This is a genomic window from Pseudomonas kurunegalensis, from assembly GCF_030291635.1.
GTDB classification, from domain to species: Bacteria; Pseudomonadota; Gammaproteobacteria; order Pseudomonadales; family Pseudomonadaceae; genus Aquipseudomonas; species Aquipseudomonas monteilii.
Genome location: NZ_CP127871.1, coordinates 3,919,771 through 3,940,623, shown reverse-complemented (window position 1 = coordinate 3,940,623; position 20,853 = coordinate 3,919,771). Strand labels below are relative to the sequence as shown.

At 62.2% G+C, this 20,853-nt stretch carries 25 protein-coding genes; 14 read left to right on the top strand and 11 right to left on the bottom strand.

Features of this window, described 5'->3' with window-relative positions:
* Window positions 1-76 precede the first annotated feature (76 nt).
* The 4 genes from QQ992_RS17910 (at window position 77) to QQ992_RS17895 (ending at window position 3,414) form a co-directional block, all read left to right on the top strand.
* Entirely contained in the window at window positions 77-352 is a 276-nt protein-coding gene (locus QQ992_RS17910) for a hypothetical protein (RefSeq protein ID WP_198750773.1), read from the top strand.
* A gap of 84 nt (window positions 353-436) precedes the next feature.
* A complete protein-coding gene (locus tag QQ992_RS17905; RefSeq protein WP_286110545.1) occupies window positions 437-1,597 on the top strand; it encodes a two-component system sensor histidine kinase NtrB in 1,161 nt (386 codons plus the stop codon).
* Between the two features lie 5 nt (window positions 1,598-1,602).
* On the top strand, window positions 1,603-3,048 hold the full coding sequence (locus QQ992_RS17900) for an ATPase domain-containing protein (RefSeq protein ID WP_286110544.1): 1,446 nt from the start codon (window positions 1,603-1,605) through the stop codon (window positions 3,046-3,048).
* A gap of 12 nt (window positions 3,049-3,060) precedes the next feature.
* Complete coding sequence (locus tag QQ992_RS17895) at window positions 3,061-3,414, top strand: response regulator (protein ID WP_105946676.1); 354 nt, start codon at window positions 3,061-3,063, stop codon at window positions 3,412-3,414.
* A gap of 45 nt (window positions 3,415-3,459) precedes the next feature.
* Here the strand turns inward: QQ992_RS17895 and csrA are convergent, their stop codons facing one another.
* The 8 genes from csrA to QQ992_RS17855 all read right to left on the bottom strand — a co-directional run bounded on the left by csrA (window position 3,460) and on the right by QQ992_RS17855 (window position 9,222).
* Window positions 3,460-3,657, bottom strand: a complete 198-nt coding sequence (gene csrA, locus QQ992_RS17890) for a carbon storage regulator CsrA (RefSeq protein WP_004375914.1) — start codon at window positions 3,655-3,657, stop codon at window positions 3,460-3,462.
* Between the two features lie 253 nt (window positions 3,658-3,910).
* The gene (locus QQ992_RS17885) at window positions 3,911-4,933 is read right to left on the bottom strand and encodes a DNA topoisomerase IB (RefSeq protein WP_286110543.1); all 1,023 of its coding nucleotides are present in this window, start codon (window positions 4,931-4,933) and stop codon (window positions 3,911-3,913) included.
* A 57-nt stretch (window positions 4,934-4,990) separates the two neighbouring features.
* Window positions 4,991-6,082, bottom strand: a complete 1,092-nt coding sequence (gene modC, locus QQ992_RS17880) for a molybdenum ABC transporter ATP-binding protein (RefSeq protein ID WP_286110542.1) — start codon at window positions 6,080-6,082, stop codon at window positions 4,991-4,993.
* Between the two features lies 1 nt (window position 6,083).
* Window positions 6,084-6,764 carry a molybdate ABC transporter permease subunit gene (gene modB / locus QQ992_RS17875; RefSeq protein WP_016487935.1) on the bottom strand — a complete coding sequence of 227 codons (681 nt, stop codon included), beginning with the start codon at window positions 6,762-6,764 and terminating at the stop codon, window positions 6,084-6,086.
* Window positions 6,764-7,522, bottom strand: coding sequence for a molybdate ABC transporter substrate-binding protein (gene modA, locus QQ992_RS17870; protein ID WP_105946678.1), 759 nt, complete (start codon window positions 7,520-7,522; stop codon window positions 6,764-6,766). The genes modB and modA overlap by 1 nt, the downstream gene beginning before the upstream one ends.
* A 91-nt stretch (window positions 7,523-7,613) precedes the next feature.
* Window positions 7,614-8,690 (bottom strand): NAD(P)H-dependent flavin oxidoreductase, encoded by a 1,077-nt coding sequence (locus QQ992_RS17865; protein WP_286110541.1) that lies wholly within the window; start codon window positions 8,688-8,690, stop codon window positions 7,614-7,616.
* Between the two features lie 51 nt (window positions 8,691-8,741).
* On the bottom strand, window positions 8,742-8,912 hold the full coding sequence (locus QQ992_RS17860) for a hypothetical protein (RefSeq protein ID WP_012051910.1): 171 nt from the start codon (window positions 8,910-8,912) through the stop codon (window positions 8,742-8,744).
* Window positions 8,913-8,919: 7 nt separating this feature from the next.
* A complete protein-coding gene (locus QQ992_RS17855) occupies window positions 8,920-9,222 on the bottom strand; it encodes a DUF1883 domain-containing protein (RefSeq protein ID WP_003250918.1) in 303 nt (100 codons plus the stop codon).
* Window positions 9,223-9,381: 159 nt separating this feature from the next.
* Between QQ992_RS17855 and QQ992_RS17850 the strand changes: the two genes are divergently transcribed.
* The 8 genes from QQ992_RS17850 (at window position 9,382) to QQ992_RS17815 (ending at window position 16,740) form a co-directional block, all read left to right on the top strand.
* Window positions 9,382-9,741, top strand: a complete 360-nt coding sequence (locus QQ992_RS17850) for a hypothetical protein (RefSeq protein WP_019096535.1) — start codon at window positions 9,382-9,384, stop codon at window positions 9,739-9,741.
* A 77-nt stretch (window positions 9,742-9,818) separates the two neighbouring features.
* Window positions 9,819-10,469 (top strand): c-type cytochrome, encoded by a 651-nt coding sequence (locus tag QQ992_RS17845; protein ID WP_286110539.1) that lies wholly within the window; start codon window positions 9,819-9,821, stop codon window positions 10,467-10,469.
* Window positions 10,466-11,380 (top strand): c-type cytochrome, encoded by a 915-nt coding sequence (locus QQ992_RS17840; RefSeq protein WP_286110538.1) that lies wholly within the window; start codon window positions 10,466-10,468, stop codon window positions 11,378-11,380. Before QQ992_RS17845 ends, QQ992_RS17840 begins: the two co-directional genes overlap by 4 nt.
* Before the next feature lie 252 nt (window positions 11,381-11,632).
* Complete coding sequence (gene galU, locus QQ992_RS17835; RefSeq protein WP_105946682.1) at window positions 11,633-12,472, top strand: UTP--glucose-1-phosphate uridylyltransferase GalU; 840 nt, start codon at window positions 11,633-11,635, stop codon at window positions 12,470-12,472.
* A gap of 97 nt (window positions 12,473-12,569) precedes the next feature.
* A complete protein-coding gene (gorA, locus tag QQ992_RS17830) occupies window positions 12,570-13,925 on the top strand; it encodes a glutathione-disulfide reductase (protein WP_286110537.1) in 1,356 nt (451 codons plus the stop codon).
* Between the two features lie 206 nt (window positions 13,926-14,131).
* Window positions 14,132-14,695 (top strand): alkyl hydroperoxide reductase subunit C, encoded by a 564-nt coding sequence (gene ahpC / locus QQ992_RS17825; protein ID WP_003250537.1) that lies wholly within the window; start codon window positions 14,132-14,134, stop codon window positions 14,693-14,695.
* Between the two features lie 126 nt (window positions 14,696-14,821).
* Window positions 14,822-16,384: an alkyl hydroperoxide reductase subunit F gene (gene ahpF / locus QQ992_RS17820; protein ID WP_286110536.1), complete on the top strand. Its 1,563-nt coding sequence runs from the start codon at window positions 14,822-14,824 to the stop codon at window positions 16,382-16,384.
* 167 nt (window positions 16,385-16,551) lie between these two features.
* Complete coding sequence (locus QQ992_RS17815) at window positions 16,552-16,740, top strand: hypothetical protein (RefSeq protein ID WP_286110535.1); 189 nt, start codon at window positions 16,552-16,554, stop codon at window positions 16,738-16,740.
* 4 nt (window positions 16,741-16,744) lie between these two features.
* Here the strand turns inward: QQ992_RS17815 and QQ992_RS17810 are convergent, their stop codons facing one another.
* The 3 genes from QQ992_RS17810 to nhaR all read right to left on the bottom strand — a co-directional run bounded on the left by QQ992_RS17810 (window position 16,745) and on the right by nhaR (window position 19,676).
* Window positions 16,745-17,392: a YceH family protein gene (locus tag QQ992_RS17810; RefSeq protein WP_286110534.1), complete on the bottom strand. Its 648-nt coding sequence runs from the start codon at window positions 17,390-17,392 to the stop codon at window positions 16,745-16,747.
* An 88-nt stretch (window positions 17,393-17,480) separates the two neighbouring features.
* Window positions 17,481-18,692 carry a serine/threonine transporter SstT gene (sstT, locus tag QQ992_RS17805; protein WP_119369521.1) on the bottom strand — a complete coding sequence of 404 codons (1,212 nt, stop codon included), beginning with the start codon at window positions 18,690-18,692 and terminating at the stop codon, window positions 17,481-17,483.
* Between the two features lie 90 nt (window positions 18,693-18,782).
* Window positions 18,783-19,676 carry a transcriptional activator NhaR gene (gene nhaR / locus QQ992_RS17800; RefSeq protein WP_119369522.1) on the bottom strand — a complete coding sequence of 298 codons (894 nt, stop codon included), beginning with the start codon at window positions 19,674-19,676 and terminating at the stop codon, window positions 18,783-18,785.
* A 131-nt stretch (window positions 19,677-19,807) separates the two neighbouring features.
* Between nhaR and QQ992_RS17795 the strand changes: the two genes are divergently transcribed.
* Window positions 19,808-20,047, top strand: a complete 240-nt coding sequence (locus QQ992_RS17795) for a hypothetical protein (protein ID WP_016711409.1) — start codon at window positions 19,808-19,810, stop codon at window positions 20,045-20,047.
* A gap of 29 nt (window positions 20,048-20,076) precedes the next feature.
* Window positions 20,077-20,829 (top strand): TerC family protein, encoded by a 753-nt coding sequence (locus QQ992_RS17790; protein ID WP_284354778.1) that lies wholly within the window; start codon window positions 20,077-20,079, stop codon window positions 20,827-20,829.
* Window positions 20,830-20,853: the final 24 nt, after the last annotated feature.

The following is a 20,853-nucleotide window of genomic DNA, read 5'->3' as shown; positions in this document are numbered from 1 at the left end:
CGCGCGAACGGGTAATTGACACCTTGCTGTCATTGCGCCACTGTTGCCCTTTTATTGGATCCAAGAGTATGCGGCGATGACTCAGTCCGACGCTTGCGAGCGTGTCGTGCGCCCACGGCTGTTCTGGCGGCTGCTGTTTGCGCAGGTGATCGTGTTGGGGGCTTTTCTCTACCTCAGCCTGGTCAGCCTGGGTGTTTACCTGCTGATGTTGGGGTTCGATGCCGAACATCCTCAGTCGCAGCGGCTGATGGCCCTGGCAGGTGGCGGGGTTATCATGCTGGTTGGCCTGTGGCTCTTGAAAGTCGCCATGCCGCGACGCATCAGCCCGATACTGGTCGAGCCTGAACGGTGACCCACGGTAGCTGCACGGCTGTTTGTCACCGGGCGTGTTCGGCTAAGCTCATTTTGTTCCTCCCGCTGTGCCAGTGGAGCTTGCATGGTTTCAGCTGACTGCCCCGACCACCCCGTCATGCCTGCCCACCGCTACGAGCAGCTGGTTCAGTCGGTGGTGGACTACGCCATCTACATGCTTGACCCTGCCGGCCATGTGGTGTCGTGGAATGCCGGTGCGCAACGGATCAAGGGTTACCGCGCCGATGAAGTGATCGGCAAGCATTTCTCGCTGTTCTTCACGCCGCAGGACTGTGCTGACGGCCGCCCGGAGCGCTTGTTGCGCCAGGCGCTGGAGCAGGGTGTCGCGCAGGATGAAGGGTGGCGGGTGCGCAAGGATGGTACACAGTTCTGGGCCTTGGCGGCGCTGGACGTGATCCGCGACGACCAGGGCCAGATCATCGGCCTGGCCAAAGTTACCCGGGACATCACCGACCGCCGCGAGTCGGCGATGCAGCTGGACGCGGTGCGCGCCCAGCTGTTCCAGGCACAGAAACTGGAGGCCCTCGGCCAACTGACTGGCGGGCTGGCGCATGACTTCAACAACATGCTGACCATCATCATCAGTTCGGCGCGCCTGGCGATAGCCACCCAGGACCCGGCGCGTGCCCAGCGCATGCTGCAACATATTCTTGATGCCGGGCAGCGAGGCACCGAACTGACCCAGCAACTGCTCAGCTTTGCCCGCCACCGCAAACTCGATGTGGCGTGTGTAGCGCCGGCAGACCTTGTGGCTGCCACGCGTGGGCTCCTGGAACATGCCCTGCCCAGTTCGATAGACCTGCAGGTACAGTTGCAGGCGGACTTGCCGCTGATCGAAGTGGATGCCGGGCAATTGCAGATGGTGCTGCTGAACCTGTTGTTCAACGCCCGCGATGCCATCGCAGGGGAGGGCCGGATAGGCTTGACGGCCGAAGCGGTTGAACTGGCGGGCGAAGTGGAAGGTTTGCAGGGCCGTTTCGTGCGTTTTGTGGTGGAAGACAGCGGCGAAGGCATCGCGCCTGAGGTATTGCCACGCATCTTCGAGCCGTTCTTCACGACCAAGCCTTTCGGCAAAGGCACTGGCTTGGGCCTTAGCCAGGTTTATGGCTTTGCCAGGCAGAGCGGCGGCGCCATTTTTGTCGACAGTGAGCCCGGCCACGGAACTTCCATGCAACTTTACTTGCCAACGTATCAGGACAAGACCCACAGCAATCTCGACAGGTGAGCATCATGGCGCAGGCACTCAGGCGGCTGGTGACGGGTATCGAAGGGCTCGATGCCTTGCTCAAGGGTGGCTTGGTAGCCGGTGCCTCCTACATCATTCAGGGCCCGCCGGGCGCGGGCAAGACCATTCTCGCCAACCAGCTGGCCTGCGGCCATGTACGCGGCGGTGGCCGGGTGTTGGTGGCCACCTTGCTGAGCGAGTCGCATGAGCGGCTGTTCCAGTACCTGGGCACGCTGGACTTCTTCGACCCTGCGCTGGTCGGCGACCAGATCCAGTTTGTCAGTGCCTTCGACACCCTTGAGCAGGAAGGGCTGGATGCCGTTGTGCGGCTGCTGCGCCAGGAAATCGCCCGGCAGCAGGCCAGCTTGCTGATCGTCGACGGTGTACTGAATGCCCGGGTGCGCGCGGAAACTGCGCTGGACACCAAGAAGTTCGTCTCCGAGTTGCAGGGTCATGCGGCTTTCGCCGGCTGCACGGTGTTGCTGCTCACCAGCGCACGGCTGGACGAGGGCAGCCCGGAGCACACCATGGTCGATGGCGTGATCGAGTTGGGTGAGCAACTGGTGGGCAGCCGCGCCGTACGCCATATCCAGTTGCGCAAGACGCGCGGCAGTGGGGCGTTGTCGGGGCGCCATGAGTGCCTTATCGATGAAAGCGGCATGCATGTCTACCCGCGCCTTGAGGCGTTGTTCAGCCACCCCAGCCAGATGGGCAGCGCCATCCCTGCGCGCATCAGCAGCGGTGTGCCAAGCCTGGATGAAATGCTCGACGGTGGCCTGTCCACGGGGTCGGTCAGCTTGCTGATCGGGCCTTCGGGTATTGGCAAGACATCCTTGGGGCTGGCCTTTCTGGGGGCCAGCACTGCGCAAGCGCCGGGGCTGCATTTCGGCTTCTACGAAACACCCGAACGCCTGCGTAGCAAGGCTGCATCACTGGGTTACGACTTTGCAGCGATGGAACAGGCCGGCAGCCTGCAGTTGTGCTGGCAACCGACCACCGAAGGCTTGCTGGACCAGGTCGGGGCGCGCCTGCTCGAACGTGTCGAGGCGCAGGGCTGCAAGCGCGTGCTGATTGACAGCCTCGGCGCGTTCAGCCGGCTGGCTGTTGACCCGGCGCGTCTCAATGCATTTTTCCGCGCCTTGACCGGTGAACTGCGCGCGCGTGATGTGAGCGTGATGCTGACCTGGGAAATGCGCGATATCTTCGGCTCGGAAATCACTGCCCCGGCCCCGGACCTGTCGAGCATCGTCGACAACCTGATGCTGATGCGCTTCGTCGAGCTGGATTCGCAGCTGCGGCGCATGCTGTCGATCCTCAAGGTGCGTGACAGTCACCATGACCCTGCTTTGCACGAGCTGCTGATCGGGCCGCAAGGCATTACCCTGCGCAAGGCGTTCGAAGGCGCCTGTGGCGTGCTCTCGGGAACGCCGGTGCCGCAAGGGGGCGGGTGACGGAGCAGGCCCATGAACACCATCCTGATCGTCGATGACGAGTACCTGATTGCCGATATCCTCGGTTTTGCCCTGGAGGACGAAGGCTACCTGGTGGAAAAGGCGAGCAACGGCTGCAAGGCGCTGGAAGCGCTCAAAGAGAAGCGTGTTCAGCTGGTCATCACCGATTACATGATGCCGCTGCTAAACGGTGAAGAGCTGGTGCGCTCGATGCGTGAGGACCCGGCCTTGAGCGAGTTGCCGGTCATCCTCATGAGCGGCGCGCAGGCCAACCAGGGATGCCCGGAACTGTTCGCCGCGGTGTTCGACAAACCGTTCGACATGGACTGTATGATCGCCAAGGTGCACGAACTGCTCGGCACCTGAGGCGTGGGGCGATCAAGCGCGTCCGTGCGGCTTGAGGCAGGTCGCTCAGTGCGAGTCGTCGTGCTTTTCCGGGGCCGGGCTGCCGGCCTGGATGCGCTTGAAGATTTCTTCGCGATGAACCTGAACATCTTTCGGTGCATCGATCCCGATCCTCACCTGCATCCCTTTGACGCCCAGAATGGTGACTTTGATGTCATCGTTGATGACGATGCTTTCGCCAACCTTGCGGGTGAGTATCAGCATGTAGTTCTCCTTGGTGATGTAAAAGACCGCTGGGCTAATTGCCGTGGCGGCGGGAGCGGGTCCCTCTTCCTTCTCATTAAAGACGCTTTCGGCGGATAGTAATTCCCCGACAGACAAATTCTGTTGCGAGTCTTCAGTTGCAGGTGCCGAAGCAAACCGTCAGCGGTTTGTCGGTCAAGGTGCTCGGTGGCAAGAATAGGGGGCTTGGCGGCCAATGGGAAATTTCTTCGCATCATGGGGTGAATAGACAGGCTTAATGGTCATCCTGTTCCTCAAGTGCCTGCAGAAATATCAGCAATGCCACTTCTTCGGGGTCCAGCCCTTTGCGCACCCGGCTTTTCGGCAAGTTGGCCAGGCGCCCCAGGGCATAGTGCTCAAGTACGGCGGGGTGGATATAACAACGCCTGCACACTGCGGGCGTATTGCCAAGGCGTTTGGCGACCTGGCGCACTGCTGCGGCGACCTGGCGTTTGGCCTCGGTGTCCGGCTCCCAGGCCAAGGGCTTCAGCAGGTCCAGGGCCAGGCTGCTGCCGGCCCAGGTGCGGTAGTCCTTGGCGGTGAAATCGGCGCCGGTCAGCTGCTGCAGAAACTGGTTGACCTCGCTGGAGCCGACGCTGTGGCGCTGGCCGTCCTCATCCAGGTATTGAAACAGTGCCTGTCCGGGCAGTTCCATGCAGCGTTTGAGCAGGCTGGCAAGCCGCCGGTCGTTGAGGGTGACGTTGTGCTCCACGCCGCGCTTGCCGCGGAACTGGAAGCGGATGGTGCTGCCTTTGACCTGCACATGACGGTTGCGCAGGGTGGTCAGGCCATACGACTGGTTGTCGCGCAGGTAGCGTTGATTACCGATGCGGATCAGGGTGTGGTCGAGCAGGCTCACTACCAGCGCCATCACTTTTTCCCGGTCCAGGCCTGGCCGTGCCAGGTGGCTCTCCAGTTGTGCGCGCAGTTCAGGCAGGGCCTGGGCAAAGGCCAGCATACGCCCATACTTGTGCTGGTCGCGCAGCTCGCGCCACTGCGTGTGGTAGCGGTACTGCTTGCGGCCACGCGCGTCGCGGCCGGTTGCTTGCAGGTGGCCCTGTGGGTCGGTGCATATCCACACATCCGTGTAGGCCGGCGGAATCACCAGTGAAGCGATACGGGCGAGGGTTTCGCTGTCGCGCACCCGTTGGCCATCGGTATCCAGATAGATGAAACGGTCGCGCCAGCGTCGCCGGGTCAGGCCCGGCTGGCTGTCGTCAACGTAGTGCAGGGTGCGTGGCAGGGGGCAGTCGAGCATGGGCGGCAGGCCTCGATCAAGTCACTGATCAATGGACAACGCCCATGTAAAGGATGCTCAGCCCAACAGGGCCACCGACTTGATCTGGGCAAACAGCGCCTGGCCCGGGTGCAGGCCGAGCTGGTCTGCCGAGAAGCGGGTGATGCGGGCGAGCAAGGCATTGCCGCCGGCTTCCAGGCTCACCAGCACATGGGCCGGGTTATCGGCCGGGCGGCTTTCGCGCACACGCACCGGCAGGCGGTTGAGGATGCTCGATGTGCTGTCAGCCGTCAGCGCCAGGCTGACGTCCCGGGCCTGCACCTTGACCCGCAGGGTACTGCCCATCACATGTGCCGGGTGGGCGATGCGCAACAGCGGCCCGCCGCTGCCGGGCAGACGCAGGTCGAGCAGGTCGTAGTGCGGGTCATGCCCCACCACCATGCCTTCGAAGACGACGCCGGCATCCTCGCCCTGGGCCAATGACAGGTCCAGGCGTGCCAGGGTTTCGCCGATCGGGCCGCTGGCCACCGCCTGGCCTTGCTCCAGCAGCACCAAGTGGTCGGCCAGGCGTGCTACTTCATCCTGGGCGTGGCTGACATACACCAGTGGAATGTCCAGTTCGTCGTGCAGGCGCTCCAGGTAAGGCAGGATCTCGCGCTTGCGCGGCCCGTCCAGGGCCGCCAGGGGCTCGTCCATCAACAGCAGGCGCGGGCTGCTGAGCAGGGCGCGGGCAATGCCCACTCGCTGCGCTTCGCCGCCAGACAAGGTGGCAGGGCGGCGTTCCAGCAAGTGGCCGATGCCCAGCAACTGGCACGCCTGGTCGAGGCTGACCTTGCGCTCGGCAGCCGCCACCCGGCGCCAGCCGAATTCCAGGTTGCCGCGCACCGACAGGTGCGGGAACAGGCTGGCCTCCTGGAACACGTAGCCAACCGGGCGCAGGTGCGGTGCCTGGAAGTAGTCGCGGGTACTGTCTTCCCAGACTTCGCCGTTAACCTCGATGTAGGCGCTGGCGGCCCGTTCCAGCCCGGCCAGGCAGCGCAGGCAGCTGGTCTTGCCAGAGCCCGAGTGGCCGAACAGCGCGCTGATGCCGCGCCCCGGAAGGTGCAGGTCGACGTCCAGGGTAAAGTCGTCGCGCGCCAGGTTCAGGCGCGCCACAATCGATGCGGTCATATCAGCTCCAGCCAGCTTTGCCACGGCGCCCGGCGTACAGCAGGAGCAGCACCAGGAAAGAGAACACCAGCATGGCACCGGCCAGCCAGTGGGCTTGCGAATACTCCATGGCCTCGACGTGATCGAAGATCTGCACCGAAACCACGCGGGTCTTGTCGGGGATGTTGCCGCCAATCATCAGCACCACGCCAAACTCGCCCACGGTGTGGGCAAAGCCAAGAATGCTGGCGGTGACGAAACCGGGCCGGGCCAGCGGCAGCACCACATGCACGAAGGTGTCCCAAGGGCTGGCGCGCAGGGTGGCAGCGACTTCCAGTGGGCGCTGGCCGATCGCACCAAAGGCATTTTGCAACGGCTGCACCACGAACGGCATGGAGTACACCGTCGAACCGATCACCAGGCCCGTGAAGCTGAACACCACGCTGCCCAGGCCAAGCGCCTGGGTAGCCTGACCGAGCCAGCCGTGCGGGCCGAGGGCGATCAGCAGGTAAAAGCCGATCACCGTCGGTGGCAGCACCAGCGGCAGTGCCACCACCGCACCCACCGGCCCGCGCAGCCATGAGCGCGTGCGCGCCAGCCACCAGGCGATGGGTGTGCCAATAACCAGCAGGATCAGGGTGGTCAGGCTGGCCAGTTTAACGGTCAGCCAGATTGCCCCCAGGTCACTGGCATCCAGTGGCATCAGAGTTCATAGCCGTAGGACTTGATTACCGCTGCGGCTTTTGGGCCCTTCAGGTATTCGACCAGCGCCTTGGCGGCGGCGTTGTCCTTGCCTTTGTTGAGGATTACGGCATCCTGGCGGATCGGGTCGTGCAGGTTGGCGGGTACGATCCAGGCCGAGCCGCTGGTCACCTTGCCGTCCTTGTAGATCTGCGACAGGGCGACGAAGCCCAGCTCGGCATTGCCGGTGGAGACGAACTGGAAGGCCTGGGTGATGTTCTGGCCTTCGACGATCTTGCCTTTGGTGGCTTCGGTGAGCTTCAGCTTGTCCAGCACCTGGGTGGCGGCCAGGCCGTAGGGTGCCGCTTTCGGGTTGGCGATCGACAGGTGTTGGTAGGTGTTTTTCTTCAGTACTTCACCCTTGGCATCTACGTAGCCTTCTTTGGCCGACCACAGGGCGAGGGTGCCGATGGCGTAGGTAAAGCGCGAACCGGGGACGATTTCCTTTTCGTCTTCAAGCTTTTTCGGGGTGGTGTCGTCCGCGGCGAGGAACACTTCGAACGGTGCGCCGTTCTTGATCTGGGCATAGAACTGCCCGGTGGCGCCGTAGGCTGCGACCAGCTTGTGGCCGGTGTCTTTCTCGAAGTCCTTGGCAATGGCCTGGATAGGGGCTGTGAAGTTGGCTGCGACCGCGACCTGAACCTCATCGGCCCAGGCAGTGTTGAAGGCGAACAGGCTGGCCAGGGCGGTGAAGGCCAGGTGAGACGGGCGGATACGCATGAAAACAGCTCCTTGGGGTTATCGTTATGTCCTGAACTATATAGCGATAGGCCATTTGCCGGGAAGAGGGCCAGCCTGCTGAAGCAGAAGCCTAACGATAAACCACGGCCAGCGCCTGTTCGGCAATCGCCCGGGTCAAATCCCCGGCCGGCATGTGCCGCCCCAGCCGCAGCGCCTGCCCCGACCACAAGTTGCTGAAATCACTGTTGCCCTGCGGCTCGGCAATCGCCCGCAATGGCATCAATGCCCCACCCGCCAGCGGGAAGCGCGGTGCAAGCGCGCTCATCGGCCCCAGCTCACGCATGATGCGGTTGTTGATGCCACGCGCCGGGCGCCCGGTAAACAGGTTGGTCAACGCGGTCTCGCTGGCAGGGGCGCTGTCCAGGGCCTTGCGATGCGCCGGCGAAACCTTGGCCTCGGGGCAGAACAGGTAAGCGGTTCCGATCTGAACAGCCGAAGCGCCCAACGCCAGTGCCGCCACCAAGCCGCGGTGGTCACCGATACCGCCAGCGGCGATGACCGGCACACTGACTGCATCCACTACCTGCGGCACCAGGGCGAAGGTGCCGATCTGGCTGGTGATGTCATCGCTAAGGAACATGCCGCGGTGGCCACCGGCTTCGTACCCCATGGCGATGATCGCGTCACAACCGTGGCGCTCCAGCCACACCGCTTCTTCCACCGTGGTGGCGCTGGATAGTACCTTGGCACCACTGGCCTTCACCCGTTGCAGCAGTTCAGCCTGCGGCAGGCCGAAGTGAAAGCTGACCACTTCCGGGCGCAGTTGCTCGACCAGCTGGCAGCTTTGTTCATCGAACGGCGCACGGTTGGACACCGGCGTGGGTGCCGAAAAGTCGGCACCCGTTTCACTGTAATAAGGCGCCAGGGCCTGCTTCCAGCGTACATCGCGCGCGCTGTCGGGCGCGGGTGGCTGGTGGCAGAAGAAGTTCAGGTTCAGCGGGCGGCCCGGGCAACCGGCACGGAATGCGGCGATTTCCGCGCGTATCTGTTCGCCGGTAAGCATGGCGCAGGGCAGGGCGCCCAGCCCGCTTGCCAGGCCCACGGCGATGGCCATGGGCGAGCCTGTCGCACCAGCCATGGGGGCCTGGAGAATGGGCAGCTCGATGCCCAGCAGATCGAGGATTCGGCGGTCGGGCCAGTGGCTCATGCGGTTCTCCATGTGCGGGGCGGGCGGCGCTACAGGGGCTTGAAGCGGGTTTTACAAGGCCTTGCTGACCTGGATGTCGCTGATCTTCTCGGCGTCTTCGCCGTGGATTTTACGCAGGGCTTCCAGGGCTTGCTCCTGAGAGGCATCTGGCATGAGTGCGAAGTCCCAGCGGCGCTGGCCGTCGAGCTTGTATTTGATGACGTACTTGATGGTCTGGGTCATGGGGGCCTTATCTGAGTTTCGACGACGAACGACGGATGATCTTGATCTTGTGGGTCAGGGTCGGCTTGCGGGTGACCGAGATCGGGCGGGTGGTGACGGTATCGATGGTGATGTTCCAGAAGCCCGTGCTGGGTACGGTGATTTTCGCCGGGAACTTCTCGAAATGGCCGCCGTGGTAAGTGTGACGGCCGCCATTCTTGAAGCTGCGGAAGTTGGCGTCGTTCATCAGGCGGATATTGCAGCGCTGGGAGCACTCGATGACGACGATGTCGTCCTCGTTCAGGTGCTCGCGCTGGTGTACGAATTTCATGTGATGCTCCGCAAGGTTTGGATCTGCAAAGGCAAACGATACCACGATGTGCCGTTACACTGCCGCGCTGTTCACCCGGCGCAGATAATTCTGCCAAAGCAGGGAGCAAAACCGCCCGGCTGTGGTCGAACCGAACTCTTGAAGGCAGAGGTGTTGCAAATGAAGTGGATGGTGGCCGCGTTAGCGGTGACGCTCGGTGGCTGTGTGAGCGTTACGGAGCTGGAGCAATCACGCGAAACGCTGGATGTGATTTCTGGCAAGAGCCCGCGTGAATATGCCGACTGCGTCAAGCAGAAGCTGGCCGATACCCGCGACCCGCTGACTGAAGAGCAGCGCGGTGACGGCCTGCGGCTGATCGTGCCGCAGAAGCTCACGTCGGGTGCCGGGCCGGCGGCGCTTGTGGATATCGACAAGCGTGGCAGCGGTAGCAGCATCAAGCTGCGCGAGCGGCTGAACAACTTCCCCCTGCGCCTGGGCGATGTGCGTACCGCAGCCACGCAGTGCATCTCCGGACATTGATCTGAGGCAACGGACCTTCCGCTCTTTGCTTATATGTTTTAAGCCTAAACATATAACAAAAGAAAAGGAGTTTCGTGATGACACCGTTGAGACGCGTCGTGATCGGCAGCCTGCTGATCCTGGCCTGGCCGATGGCGCATGCCGCCGATGGCCAGAAAATCTTCACCCAGGGTGGGGCCAACCCCGCCGCCATGGCCTGCCTCGGCTGTCATGGCCCGGACGGCAAGGGTATTGCTGCTGCCGGCTTTCCTCGTTTGGCCGGGTTACCGGCCGGCTACCTCAGCAAGCAATTGCATGACTGGCGCAACGGCAGCCGCAAGCAGCCGGTGATGGAGCCGTTGGCCAAGGCCCTGAGCGAAGATGAAATCAAGGCGGTCAGCCTGTACCTGGCCAGCCTGCCGGCAGACCCCGTTGGCGACCTGCGCCGCCAGCAGATTGCCGATAACCCTACCACTCGCATGGCCCTGTACGGCGACTGGAACCGGCAGATTCCCGGCTGCGTGCAATGCCATGGCCCCGGTGGCGGCGGGGTCGGCGAACACTTCCCGCCCTTGGCCGGCCAGCCCGCCAGCTACCTGGTGGCGCAGCTCAATGCCTGGCGCGACGGTAACCGCAGCAATGACCCTAACCAGCTGATGGTCGGCGTGGCCAAGGCCATGACCGATGACGAGATCAAGGCCGTTGCCGAGTTCTTCGCCCATCCCGTCAGCCAGGAGGTCAAGCCATGAAACCGATGATTCCAGCCTTGTTGCTGCTGGCCATGGGCAGCGCCCAAGCCGCGCCGATCGCCATGGAAGACCAGTCGCAGTTGAAGGTGCCCGATGTGCAGGTGGCGCCGCAGTTCATGCCGCCCGCCGAAAGCGAGCTGCCTGACAATGCCTTTGGCAAGACAGTGCGTGAAGGCCATGCCTTGTTCGTCGATACCCGTCGCTTGATGCCAGAGGCCGTGGGCAACGGCATGAACTGCAGCAACTGCCACCTTGATCAGGGGCGTCTAGCCCATTCGGCGCCGTTGTGGGGCGCTTACCCGATGTACCCCGCGTACCGCAAGAAGAATGACAAGGTGAACACATACGCCGAACGTATTCAGGGGTGTTTCCAGTTCAGCATGAATGGCAAGCCGCCTGCTGCCGACAGCCCGCAGATGACGGCGCTGGCCGTGTACTCGTATTGGCTTTCGACCAAGGCACCCACCGGCGTGGAGATTGCCGGGCGTGGGTACCCTGAGGTGCCGCAACCCAAGGGTGGCTACGACTTCAAGCGTGGCCAGCAGGTGTACCGCGAGCAATGCGCGATTTGCCACGGTGACAGCGGCGAAGGGCAGAAGGTGGCGGGCGAATACGTGATGCCACCGCTGTGGGGCAAGGATTCCTACAACTGGGGTGCCGGCATGCACCGTATCAATACGGCGGCGTCGTTCATCAAGTACAACATGCCGCTGGGCAAACCGGGCAGCCTCAGTGACCAGCAGGCCTGGGACGTGGCGGCGTGGATCAACCGCCATGAGCGGCCTCAGGACCCACGTCTGGTGGAGGGCTCCATCGAGAAGACGCGGGTGAAGTTTCATGCCAATGATGGCGTGAACCTGTATGGGCAGAAGGTTGACGGGGTGCTGGTCGGGCAGGGCATGGGTAGTTGATGGGGTGCTTGTGCCGGCCTCTTCGCGGCGGTTCGATGCCTCGATAAACCCGCGAAAAGGCCGGTACAGGCAACATCATTTTGCTGTCATCCATCCGTCATGTATGACCTTAATATTTACGATCCCCCGGAACTATCTACACTGGGATATCTCTATGATGGCATCGGTCGATACCGGGGGGCATTGTAAGGTGACTGCCGCCTGATTAGACTGCGCCGAATTCCACAGGCCTAGCCTTTTGTAAGGACGTTTATGATCAAGAAATGCTTGTTCCCGGCAGCCGGCTACGGCACTCGCTTCCTGCCCGCTACCAAAGCCATGCCCAAGGAAATGCTGCCGGTGGTCAACAAGCCACTGATCCAGTATGGCGTTGAAGAAGCATTGGATGCTGGTCTGAACGAGATTTCCATCGTTACCGGCCGCGGCAAACGCGCGCTGGAAGACCACTTCGACATCAGCTACGAGCTGGAAAACCAGATCAAGGGCACCGACAAGGAAAAATACCTGGTCGGTATCCGTCGCCTGCTCGATGAGTGCTCGTTCTCCTACACCCGCCAGACCGAAATGAAAGGCCTGGGCCACGCCATCCTGACCGGTCGCCCGCTGATCGGCGACGAGCCGTTCGCCGTGGTGCTGGCGGATGACCTGTGCGTCAACCTCGAAGGTGACGGCGTGCTGGCGCAGATGGTTGCGCTGTACAAGAAGTACCGCTGCTCGATCGTCGCCATCCAGGAAGTCGATCCGCAGGAAACCAACAAGTATGGCGTCATCGCCGGTGAAGAAATCAAGGAAGGCATCTTCCGTGTCGACGCCATGGTCGAGAAGCCGAAGCCTGAAGATGCGCCGTCCAACCTGGCGATCATCGGCCGTTACATCCTGACCCCGGACATTTTCGAGAAGATCGAACAGACCGAACCGGGCAAAGGCGGCGAGATCCAGATCACCGACGCGCTGATGAAACAAGCAGCCGAAGGCAATGTGATTGCCTACAAGTTCAAGGGCAAGCGTTTCGACTGCGGTGGTGCCGAAGGCTACATCGAGGCGACCAACTTCTGCTTCGAGAACTTCTACAAGGCTGGCAAGGCTTACTGATAAGCCCTGCTGGTACGAGAGCCACCCTTCGGGGTGGCTTTTTTGTTTGCGGCGGCCAACGGCGTTATGCTGGGCGCCTGCCTAGGAGACTGAATACATGGCCTACGATTTTGATCTGTTTGTGATTGGCGCCGGTTCTGGCGGTGTGCGCGCGGCGCGCTTTGCCGCCGGCTTTGGCGCAAAGGTGGCTGTGGCCGAAAGCCGCTACCTGGGCGGTACCTGCGTCAACGTTGGCTGTGTACCGAAAAAGTTACTGGTGTACGGCGCGCATGTCGCTGACGAACTCGAGCAGGCCGCAGGGTTTGGCTGGACCCTGGAAGAGGGGCATTTCGACTGGGGTACCCTGATTGCCAACAAGAATCGCGAGATCGAGCGCCTCAACGGCATCTACCGCAACCTGTTGGTCAATAGCGGTGTGACCCTGCTGCAGGGCCACGCGCGGCTGACCGGCGCCAATGAAGTGGAAGTCGAAGGCCAGCGCTACACGGCCGAGCATATCCTGATCGCCACCGGTGGCTGGCCACAGGTGCCGGACATTCCGGGCAAGGAGCTGGCCATCACCTCCAACGAAGCCTTCTACCTCAAGGACCTGCCACGTCGGGTGCTGGTGGTGGGCGGTGGTTACATCGCCGTCGAGTTCGCCGGTATCTTCCAGGGCCTGGGGGCCGATACCACGCTGCTCTATCGAGGCGACCTGTTCCTGCGCGGCTTCGATGGCTCGGTGCGCACGCACTTGAAGGAAGAGCTGGAAAAGCGCGGCCTGAACCTGCAGTTCAACGCCGACATCCAGCGCATCGACAAGCTGGAAGACGGCAGCCTCAAGGCCACGTTGAAAGACGGCCGCGAGTTGGTTGCAGACTGTGTGTTCTACGCCACAGGCCGGCGCCCGATGCTGGACAACCTGGGCCTGGAGAACACTGGTGTAGAGCTTGATGCGCGTGGCTACATCCGCGTTGACGCGCAGTACCAGACCACCGCGCCGTCGATACTGGCGATTGGCGACGTGATCGGCCGTGTGCAGCTGACGCCGGTTGCCCTGGCCGAAGGCATGGCCGTGGCGCGGCGCCTGTTCAAGCCTGAGCAATACCGCCCGGTGGATTACCAGAACATTCCGACTGCGGTGTTCAGCCAGCCACCGATTGGCACTGTGGGCCTGACCGAGGAGCAGGCGCTGGAGGCCGGGCATAAGGTGCAGGTGTTCGAAAGCCGCTTCCGCGCCATGAAGCTGACACTCACCGACATCCAGGAAAAGACCCTGATGAAGCTGGTGGTCGATGCCGACACCGACAAGGTGCTGGGCTGCCACATGGTGGGCCCTGATGCTGGCGAGATCATCCAGGGCCTGGGCATTGCCCTGAAGGCCGGTGCGACCAAGCAACAGTTCGACGAGACCATCGGCGTGCACCCGACGGCGGCTGAAGAGTTCGTGACCATGCGCACCGTTACCCGCTGATGCTAACGGCCTCATTGCTGGCTTGCCGGCAATGAGGCCCAAGCGCGCCCCGCAATCCTTTGCTCAGCCGATTCCCTTCTATTAATAAACCCCGGTTATAGCCAAAACCAATCGCAAGCATGAGCTTTGCCAATGAGCCATCTGCGGGATGATTAGTTAGGATTCTATCCATCAACTGATTCCAACCCCATGAAGGAGCGTCTCTCATGCCAATCATCAACAGCCAGGTCAAACCGTTCAACGCCACTGCCTACCACAAAGGCGAGTTCGTTCAGGTCAGCGAAGCCGACCTGAAAGGCAAGTGGTCTGTCGTGTTCTTCTACCCGGCCGACTTCACCTTCGTATGCCCGACCGAGCTGGGTGACCTTGCTGACAACTACGCCGAGTTCCAGAAGCTGGGCGTGGAAATCTACGGTGTGTCCACCGACACCCACTTCACCCACAAAGCCTGGCACGACACCTCGGACACCATCGGCAAGATCGAATACCCGCTGATCGGTGACCCGACCCACGTCATCTCGCGCAACTTCGACGTGCTGATCGAAGAAGCCGGCCTGGCCGATCGCGGTACCTTCGTGATCAACCCGGAAGGCCAGATCAAGATCGTCGAACTGAACGACGGTGGTGTAGGCCGCGATGCTGCCGAACTGCTGCGTAAAGTGAAGGCTGCCCAGTACGTTGCCGCCCACCCAGGCGAAGTGTGCCCAGCCAAGTGGAAAGAAGGCGAGGCCACCCTGGCACCGTCGCTGGACCTGGTCGGCAAGATCTAAGGCCGTGTGCATGTCGTGGGCGGTAGCCAGCCGCCAAAGCTGAAGTAGTCACCGCCCCGTAAAAGCGCCCGGGCGACCTCGCCTGGGCGTTTTTGTATCCGAGTTTTGAAAAAAGGAATCGCCCGTATGTTGGACGCCACGCTTAAATCGCAACTGAAAACCTACCTGGAGCGGGTCACCCAGCCGATCGAGATCGTTGCCTCCCTCGACGACGGCGCGAAGTCCCGCGAATTGCATGACCTGCTGGTGGAAATTGCCAGCCTGTCAAACTTGATTACCCTGCGCGCGGATGGTGATGACGCCCGTCGTCCATCGTTCTCGCTCAATCGCCCCAATGGCGAGATCAGCCTGCGTTTTGCCGGCATCCCCATGGGCCACGAATTCACCTCGCTGGTGCTGGCGCTGCTGCAAGTCGGTGGCCACCCGTCCAAGGCGAGTGCCGAAGTGATCGAGCAGATCCAGGCGCTGGAAGGCGAGTTCACCTTCGAAACCTACTTCTCGCTGTCGTGCCAGAACTGCCCGGATGTGGTTCAGGCGCTTAACCTGATGGCGGTGCTCAACCCTAATGTGCGCCATGTGGCCATCGACGGTGCGCTGTTCCAGGCAGAAGTGGAAGCGCGCAAGATCATGGCGGTGCCGAGCATCTACCTGAACGGTGAAGTGTTTGGCCAGGGTCGTATGGGCCTGGAAGAAATCCTCGGCAAGATCGACACCAACGCCGGTGCTCGCCAGGCCGAGAAGATCAACGCCAAGGATGCCTTTGATGTGCTGGTGGTCGGTGGTGGCCCAGCCGGCGCGGCAGCGGCCATCTACGCCGCACGTAAAGGCATCCGCACCGGCGTCGCCGCCGAGCGTTTCGGCGGCCAGGTGCTCGATACCCTGGCCATCGAGAACTTCATCTCGGTGCAGGAAACCGAAGGGCCGAAGTTGGCCACGGCGCTGGAAGAGCACGTCAAGCAGTACGACGTGGACATCATGAACCTGCAGCGCGGCGAAGCCCTGATCCCGGCCACCGATGGCGGCCTGCATGAAGTACGCCTGGCCGGCGGCGCCTCGCTCAAGGCCAAGACCGTGATCCTGGCCACCGGCGCCCGCTGGCGCGAAATGAATGTGCCGGGCGAGCAGGAATACCGCGCCCGTGGCGTGGCCTACTGCCCGCACTGTGACGGCCCGCTGTTCAAGGGCAAGCGCGTGGCGGTGATCGGTGGTGGCAACTCGGGCGTGGAAGCGGCCATCGACCTGGCCGGCATCGTCGCCCAGGTGACGCTGATCGAGTTCGACAGCCAGCTGCGGGCCGATGCGGTGTTGCAGCGCAAACTGCACAGCTTACCGAACGTGAAAGTGATCACCAGCGCGCTGACCACCGAAGTGTTGGGCAATGGTGAGAAAGTGACCGGCCTGCGCTACAAGGACCGCACAACCGATGAACAGCCTGAAGTGGCGCTGGAAGGTATCTTCGTGCAGATCGGCCTGCTGCCGAACACCGACTGGCTGAAAGGCACCGTCGAGCTGTCGCCGCGTGGTGAGATCATCGTCGATGCCAAGGGCCAGACCAGCATTCCGGGTGTGTTTGCGGCGGGTGACGTGACGACCGTGCCGTACAAGCAGATCGTGATTGCGGTGGGCGAGGGGGCCAAGGCCTCGCTGGCAGCCTTCGATCACCTGATCCGGACCTCGGCACCGGCGTAAGCCTGTACCGGCCTCTTCGCGGCTAAAGCCGCTCCCACAGGTACTGCACAGGTTTTGAATTCTGTGCAGTACCTGTGGGAGCGGCTTTAGCCGCGAAAGGGCCGGCACAAGCAGAGCAGTAACTGAGGGTGTCTATGCTTAATGCAGATTACCTCAGGAGCTTGAACATGACCCTGATCAGCCGCGAACCCTGGTGGTTAGTCCCTCCAAAGCCCGGGCAGAAAGAGCACGACCTGCACTGGGGTTACCTGGAAATCTATGCCGACGGCCGCACCGTGTTCGTCGACCAGCGCCCCAGTGACCGGGAGCTGGCCGAGCGCAAGAGCTGCCGCAACTTCCCCGACCCCGAGCCGTGACGGCTCAGCCTTCCAGCTCGGCCAGGCGTGCCTCCAGCGCCGCGATGCGGGCTTCCAGGGCTTCGATCCGTTCTTCCGACACACTGGCGCCACTGCTGCGTACGCCACCTTCCTGCTGGCGTGCAGCGAGGATCGCCTCGATTTCCGCCGGGTCGCCCAAGGCATGGGTGTAGCGGTCTTCACGCTGGCCGGCCTGGCGCGGCAGGTGCAAGGCCAGATCCCGCGATATCAGGCGCTCCAGCTGGTGCTGGATCTGCTCGGTGTCGTCGAAATCGTGCAGGCGGTTACTGCGGGTCAGCAGTTCGTTGAGGGTTTGCGGGCCGCGCAGGAACATCAGGCCCATCAGCACCAGTTGGGCCGGTACCAGCTCCAGGGCCTTGTCTACCCGCTGTTCCCAGCGATCGGCACGGCTGCCCATCTGCAGGCGGGTCATGTCTTGCCCTTCGAGGGCACGCAGGGCCTGGCCGACCTGGCCTTGGGTAAGGTTCATCACCGGCTCGCGGCTGGTCTTCTGGTTGCAGGCCAGGACCAGGGCATTGAGGGTCAGTGGGTAGCTTTCCGGGCTGGTGGCCTGCTTTTCGATCAGCGAGCCGAGAATGCGGATCTCGATGCTGTTGAAGCGGCCTTCACCTGCGGTTTCGTGTTCTGACATGGCCCTGTCTCATTGCTGGGGAAAGGCCACTAGGGTAGGTAATGCCACGGTGTATAGCAATTGGGGCCGCGATGCGGCCCCGACAATCTCAAGCGTTGCGTCGTTCTTCGGCTTGGCACGCCGCTGCCGTGAACAGCACATCGGTCGAAGAATTCAGCGCCGTTTCGGCCGAATCCTGCAGCACACCGATAATGAAGCCCACCGCTACCACCTGCATGGCAATTTCACTGGGGATGCCAAACAGGCTGCACGCCAGTGGAATCAACAGCAGCGAGCCCCCGGCCACGCCCGAGGCACCGCAGGCGCAAACGGCTGCCACCACGCTGAGCAGCACGGCAGTTGGCAGGTCCACGGGAATGCCCAAGGTATGCACCGCCGCCAGCGTCAGCACGGTAATGGTGATGGCCGCACCGGCCATGTTGATGGTGGCACCCAGCGGGATCGACACCGAGTAGGTGTCTTCATGCAGGCCAAGGCGCTCCGACAGGGCCAGGTTGACCGGGATGTTGGCCGCCGAGCTGCGGGTGAAGAACGCGGTAATGCCGCTTTCGCGCAGGCACAGCAGGGTGAGTGGGTAGGGGTTGCGGCGGATTTTCCAGAACACGATCAGCGGGTTCATGATCAGTGCCACGAACAGCATGCAGCCAATCAGCACCGCGAGCAGGTGCAGGTAGCCGAACAGGGCGTCCAGGCCCGATTGCGCCAGGGTGGAACTGACCAGGCCGAAAATGCCCAGCGGGGCGAAACGGATGACAACCCGCACGATCAGCGTGACGCCGTTGGACAGGTCTTCGACCACGGTGCGGGTGGTTTCACCGGCATGACGCAGGGCCACGCCAAGGCCGATGGCCCAGGTGAGTATGCCGATGAAGTTGGCGTTGAGCAGGGCGTTGACCGGGTTGTCGACCGCGCTCAACAGCAAGTTTTGCATCACTTCAGCGATACCGCCCGGTGCGCTCAACGTGGCCTCGCCAGTACTGAGCGCCAGGTTGGAGGGGAACAGCATGCTGGCGACCACGGCTACCACTGCCGCGGCGAAGGTGCCCAGCAGGTACAGCCAGAGGATCGGGCGGATATGGGTTTCCTGGCCGTGGCGATGGTTGGCGATCGAGGCCATGACGAGGATGAACACCAGTACGGGCGCCACCGCCTTCAATGCGCTGACGAACACCTTGCCGAGGAAGGCCAGGTCGCGGGCGATGGCGGGCGCCAGAAGGGCCAAGGCAATACCGGCAAGCAGGCCAATGACAATCTGCGTCACCAGGCTGGTTCGGTTGAGTAGGCGAAGTACAGGGGACATGTGCAGCACAATCTCATTATTGTGAAAGGGCGCGACTTTAGCACAGAGCGCGGCGGCGCAGCCTCGGCTGTGTCGTCGCAGGGGCCAACGTCACCAGTGAAACAACTCCCGCCGTGCGCCTTCGGTAATCGCCACGATCCCCGGGTGCTTGACCTTGCGTTCCACCGAAATGGCATAGAACGACTCATGCACGGCCTCGGTCTGCCCGATCAGTTCCACGCCATACTGGCGGCACACTTCGTCGGTAATCACGCTGGGGGCGACGAAAATGCCGCTGCCTGACTGCCCGAACGCCTGCATCAAGGCACTGTCATCGAACTCGCCCACGATCCGTGGCTGCACCTGTTGCTCGCCTAGCCAGCGCAGCAGGCGGCTGCGCACCACGGTCTCCTGGCCGGGAACAAGCAGCGGTGCATCCTGCAGGCAAGCCGGGAAGGGGCCGTCCAGCCGTTGTGCCAGCGCCGGGGTGGCGAAGAAGCTCAGCCCGCATTCGCCCAGCTTCTGGCTGTAGCCTTTGATGTCCAGGTGGCTGGGCATGGGGCTGTCGGAAATCACCAGGTCCAGGCGCTGGATGGCCAGGTCTGCCAGCAACCGCTCGAGTTTGTCTTCGCGGCAGTTGATGCGCAGCACCTCATCCAGCTCCATGGTCGGTGCCAGCAGGCGGTAGACGATGGATTTGGGCACCACGTCGGCCACCCCCACGCGAAACAGGATCTGCTCTTGCGGGCCGGCGCGCAGCATGGCTTCCAGCTCACCGCCGATCTGGAACATCTGCTCGGCATAGACCAGCGCCTGGCGGCCTGTCTCGGTCAGCTCCAGCTGCCGGCCTGCGCGCTGGAACAGCTCCAGGCCATAGGTTTGCTCGAACAGGCTGATCTGCCCGCTGATGGTTTGTGGTGTGAGGTTGAGCTGTTCGCTGGCGCGGGTGATGCTGCCCGTCTTGGCCACGGCCCAGAAGTAATGCAGTTGGCGATAGTTGAGCACCGTCGGTCGCCCCGATTCGTAAAAACCGAAGTATACGCCATGAAAATACGAATTTTCCTGAACTATTGGCGTCTCTAGAATGCACGGCATCAGGCGCCATGCGCCGCCGGGATATTTCATGCGAGGACACCATGCTGCAACTCAAATCCATTGGCACCCCGTTGGTGCTGGCGTTGGCCCTGTTCACTCTTGCGGGTTGCGATCAGGCCGAGAAATCCGCCCAGCAGATGCTCGACCAGGCGGCGCAGTCGGCCAAGCAGGCGATCGACGACACCAACAAGGCCGCCCAGCAGGCCTTGAGTGAGGCCATCGGCAAGGAAGGCCACACGCCTGAAGATGCTGACAAGAAAAAAGACACTCAGGAAATCTGACCCCCAACCGCCGCTGCAGGATTTGAACAATGGAATACTTGCTGGAACTCGCCGCTAGCCCTACCGCCTGGGTTGCCCTGGCTACGCTGGTGGCCATGGAAGTTGTACTGGGCATCGACAACCTGATCTTCATTTCCATCCTGACCAACAAGCTGCCGGTGGAATACCGTTCCAAGGCGCGTCGCATTGGTATCAGCATGGCCTTGGTCATGCGCCTGGCCTTGCTCAGCACGGTGGCCTGGATCGTTCAGCTGACCGACCCGGTGTTCGAAGTGTTCGGCAATGCCTTCTCGTGGAAGGACGTGATCCTGATTGCCGGTGGCCTGTTCCTGCTGTGGAAGGCGACCAAGGAGATTCACGAAAGTGTTGACCCGCATGGTGCCAAGGAAGAAGCCAAGGTCGGTTCGACAATTACCTTGGGCTTTGCGGCGGCGATCTTCCAGATTTTGCTGCTGGACATCGTCTTCTCGGTGGACAGCATCATCACCGCCGTGGGCATGACCGAGCACTTGCCGATCATGATCATTGCCGTGATCACGGCTGTAATCGTGATGATGGTGGCCGCCGACCCGCTGGCCAACTTCATCAATGACAACCCGACGGTGGTCATGCTGGCCCTGGGCTTCCTGATCATGATCGGCATGACACTGATCGCCGAAGGCTTTGGTGCCCATGTGCCGAAGGGGTATGTGTATGCGGCCATGGCGTTCTCGACCGCGATCGAGATCCTCAACATCCTGGCTCGCAGGGCGCGATTGAAGCGTGAGGCGGCTGAAGGTTGATAAAAAGACGGGGCGCCATGCGCC

What these genes read in the sequence shown, in the direction of transcription:
- QQ992_RS17910 (WP_198750773.1), top strand. Translation starts at nt 77, where the DNA reads ATGACTCAGTCCGACGCTTGCGAGCGTGTCGTGCGCCCACGGCTGTTC.
- QQ992_RS17905 (WP_286110545.1), top strand. Translation starts at nt 437, where the DNA reads ATGGTTTCAGCTGACTGCCCCGACCACCCCGTCATGCCTGCCCACCGC.
- QQ992_RS17900 (WP_286110544.1), top strand. Translation starts at nt 1,603, where the DNA reads ATGGCGCAGGCACTCAGGCGGCTGGTGACGGGTATCGAAGGGCTCGAT.
- QQ992_RS17895 (WP_105946676.1), top strand. Translation starts at nt 3,061, where the DNA reads ATGAACACCATCCTGATCGTCGATGACGAGTACCTGATTGCCGATATC.
- csrA (WP_004375914.1), bottom strand. Translation starts at nt 3,657, where the DNA reads ATGCTGATACTCACCCGCAAGGTTGGCGAAAGCATCGTCATCAACGAT.
- QQ992_RS17885 (WP_286110543.1), bottom strand. Translation starts at nt 4,933, where the DNA reads ATGCTCGACTGCCCCCTGCCACGCACCCTGCACTACGTTGACGACAGC.
- modC (WP_286110542.1), bottom strand. Translation starts at nt 6,082, where the DNA reads ATGACCGCATCGATTGTGGCGCGCCTGAACCTGGCGCGCGACGACTTT.
- modB (WP_016487935.1), bottom strand. Translation starts at nt 6,764, where the DNA reads ATGCCACTGGATGCCAGTGACCTGGGGGCAATCTGGCTGACCGTTAAA.
- modA (WP_105946678.1), bottom strand. Translation starts at nt 7,522, where the DNA reads ATGCGTATCCGCCCGTCTCACCTGGCCTTCACCGCCCTGGCCAGCCTG.
- QQ992_RS17865 (WP_286110541.1), bottom strand. Translation starts at nt 8,690, where the DNA reads ATGAGCCACTGGCCCGACCGCCGAATCCTCGATCTGCTGGGCATCGAG.
- QQ992_RS17860 (WP_012051910.1), bottom strand. Translation starts at nt 8,912, where the DNA reads ATGACCCAGACCATCAAGTACGTCATCAAATACAAGCTCGACGGCCAG.
- QQ992_RS17855 (WP_003250918.1), bottom strand. Translation starts at nt 9,222, where the DNA reads ATGAAATTCGTACACCAGCGCGAGCACCTGAACGAGGACGACATCGTC.
- QQ992_RS17850 (WP_019096535.1), top strand. Translation starts at nt 9,382, where the DNA reads ATGAAGTGGATGGTGGCCGCGTTAGCGGTGACGCTCGGTGGCTGTGTG.
- QQ992_RS17845 (WP_286110539.1), top strand. Translation starts at nt 9,819, where the DNA reads ATGACACCGTTGAGACGCGTCGTGATCGGCAGCCTGCTGATCCTGGCC.
- QQ992_RS17840 (WP_286110538.1), top strand. Translation starts at nt 10,466, where the DNA reads ATGAAACCGATGATTCCAGCCTTGTTGCTGCTGGCCATGGGCAGCGCC.
- galU (WP_105946682.1), top strand. Translation starts at nt 11,633, where the DNA reads ATGATCAAGAAATGCTTGTTCCCGGCAGCCGGCTACGGCACTCGCTTC.
- gorA (WP_286110537.1), top strand. Translation starts at nt 12,570, where the DNA reads ATGGCCTACGATTTTGATCTGTTTGTGATTGGCGCCGGTTCTGGCGGT.
- ahpC (WP_003250537.1), top strand. Translation starts at nt 14,132, where the DNA reads ATGCCAATCATCAACAGCCAGGTCAAACCGTTCAACGCCACTGCCTAC.
- ahpF (WP_286110536.1), top strand. Translation starts at nt 14,822, where the DNA reads ATGTTGGACGCCACGCTTAAATCGCAACTGAAAACCTACCTGGAGCGG.
- QQ992_RS17815 (WP_286110535.1), top strand. Translation starts at nt 16,552, where the DNA reads ATGACCCTGATCAGCCGCGAACCCTGGTGGTTAGTCCCTCCAAAGCCC.
- QQ992_RS17810 (WP_286110534.1), bottom strand. Translation starts at nt 17,392, where the DNA reads ATGTCAGAACACGAAACCGCAGGTGAAGGCCGCTTCAACAGCATCGAG.
- sstT (WP_119369521.1), bottom strand. Translation starts at nt 18,692, where the DNA reads ATGTCCCCTGTACTTCGCCTACTCAACCGAACCAGCCTGGTGACGCAG.
- QQ992_RS17795 (WP_016711409.1), top strand. Translation starts at nt 19,808, where the DNA reads ATGCTGCAACTCAAATCCATTGGCACCCCGTTGGTGCTGGCGTTGGCC.
- QQ992_RS17790 (WP_284354778.1), top strand. Translation starts at nt 20,077, where the DNA reads ATGGAATACTTGCTGGAACTCGCCGCTAGCCCTACCGCCTGGGTTGCC.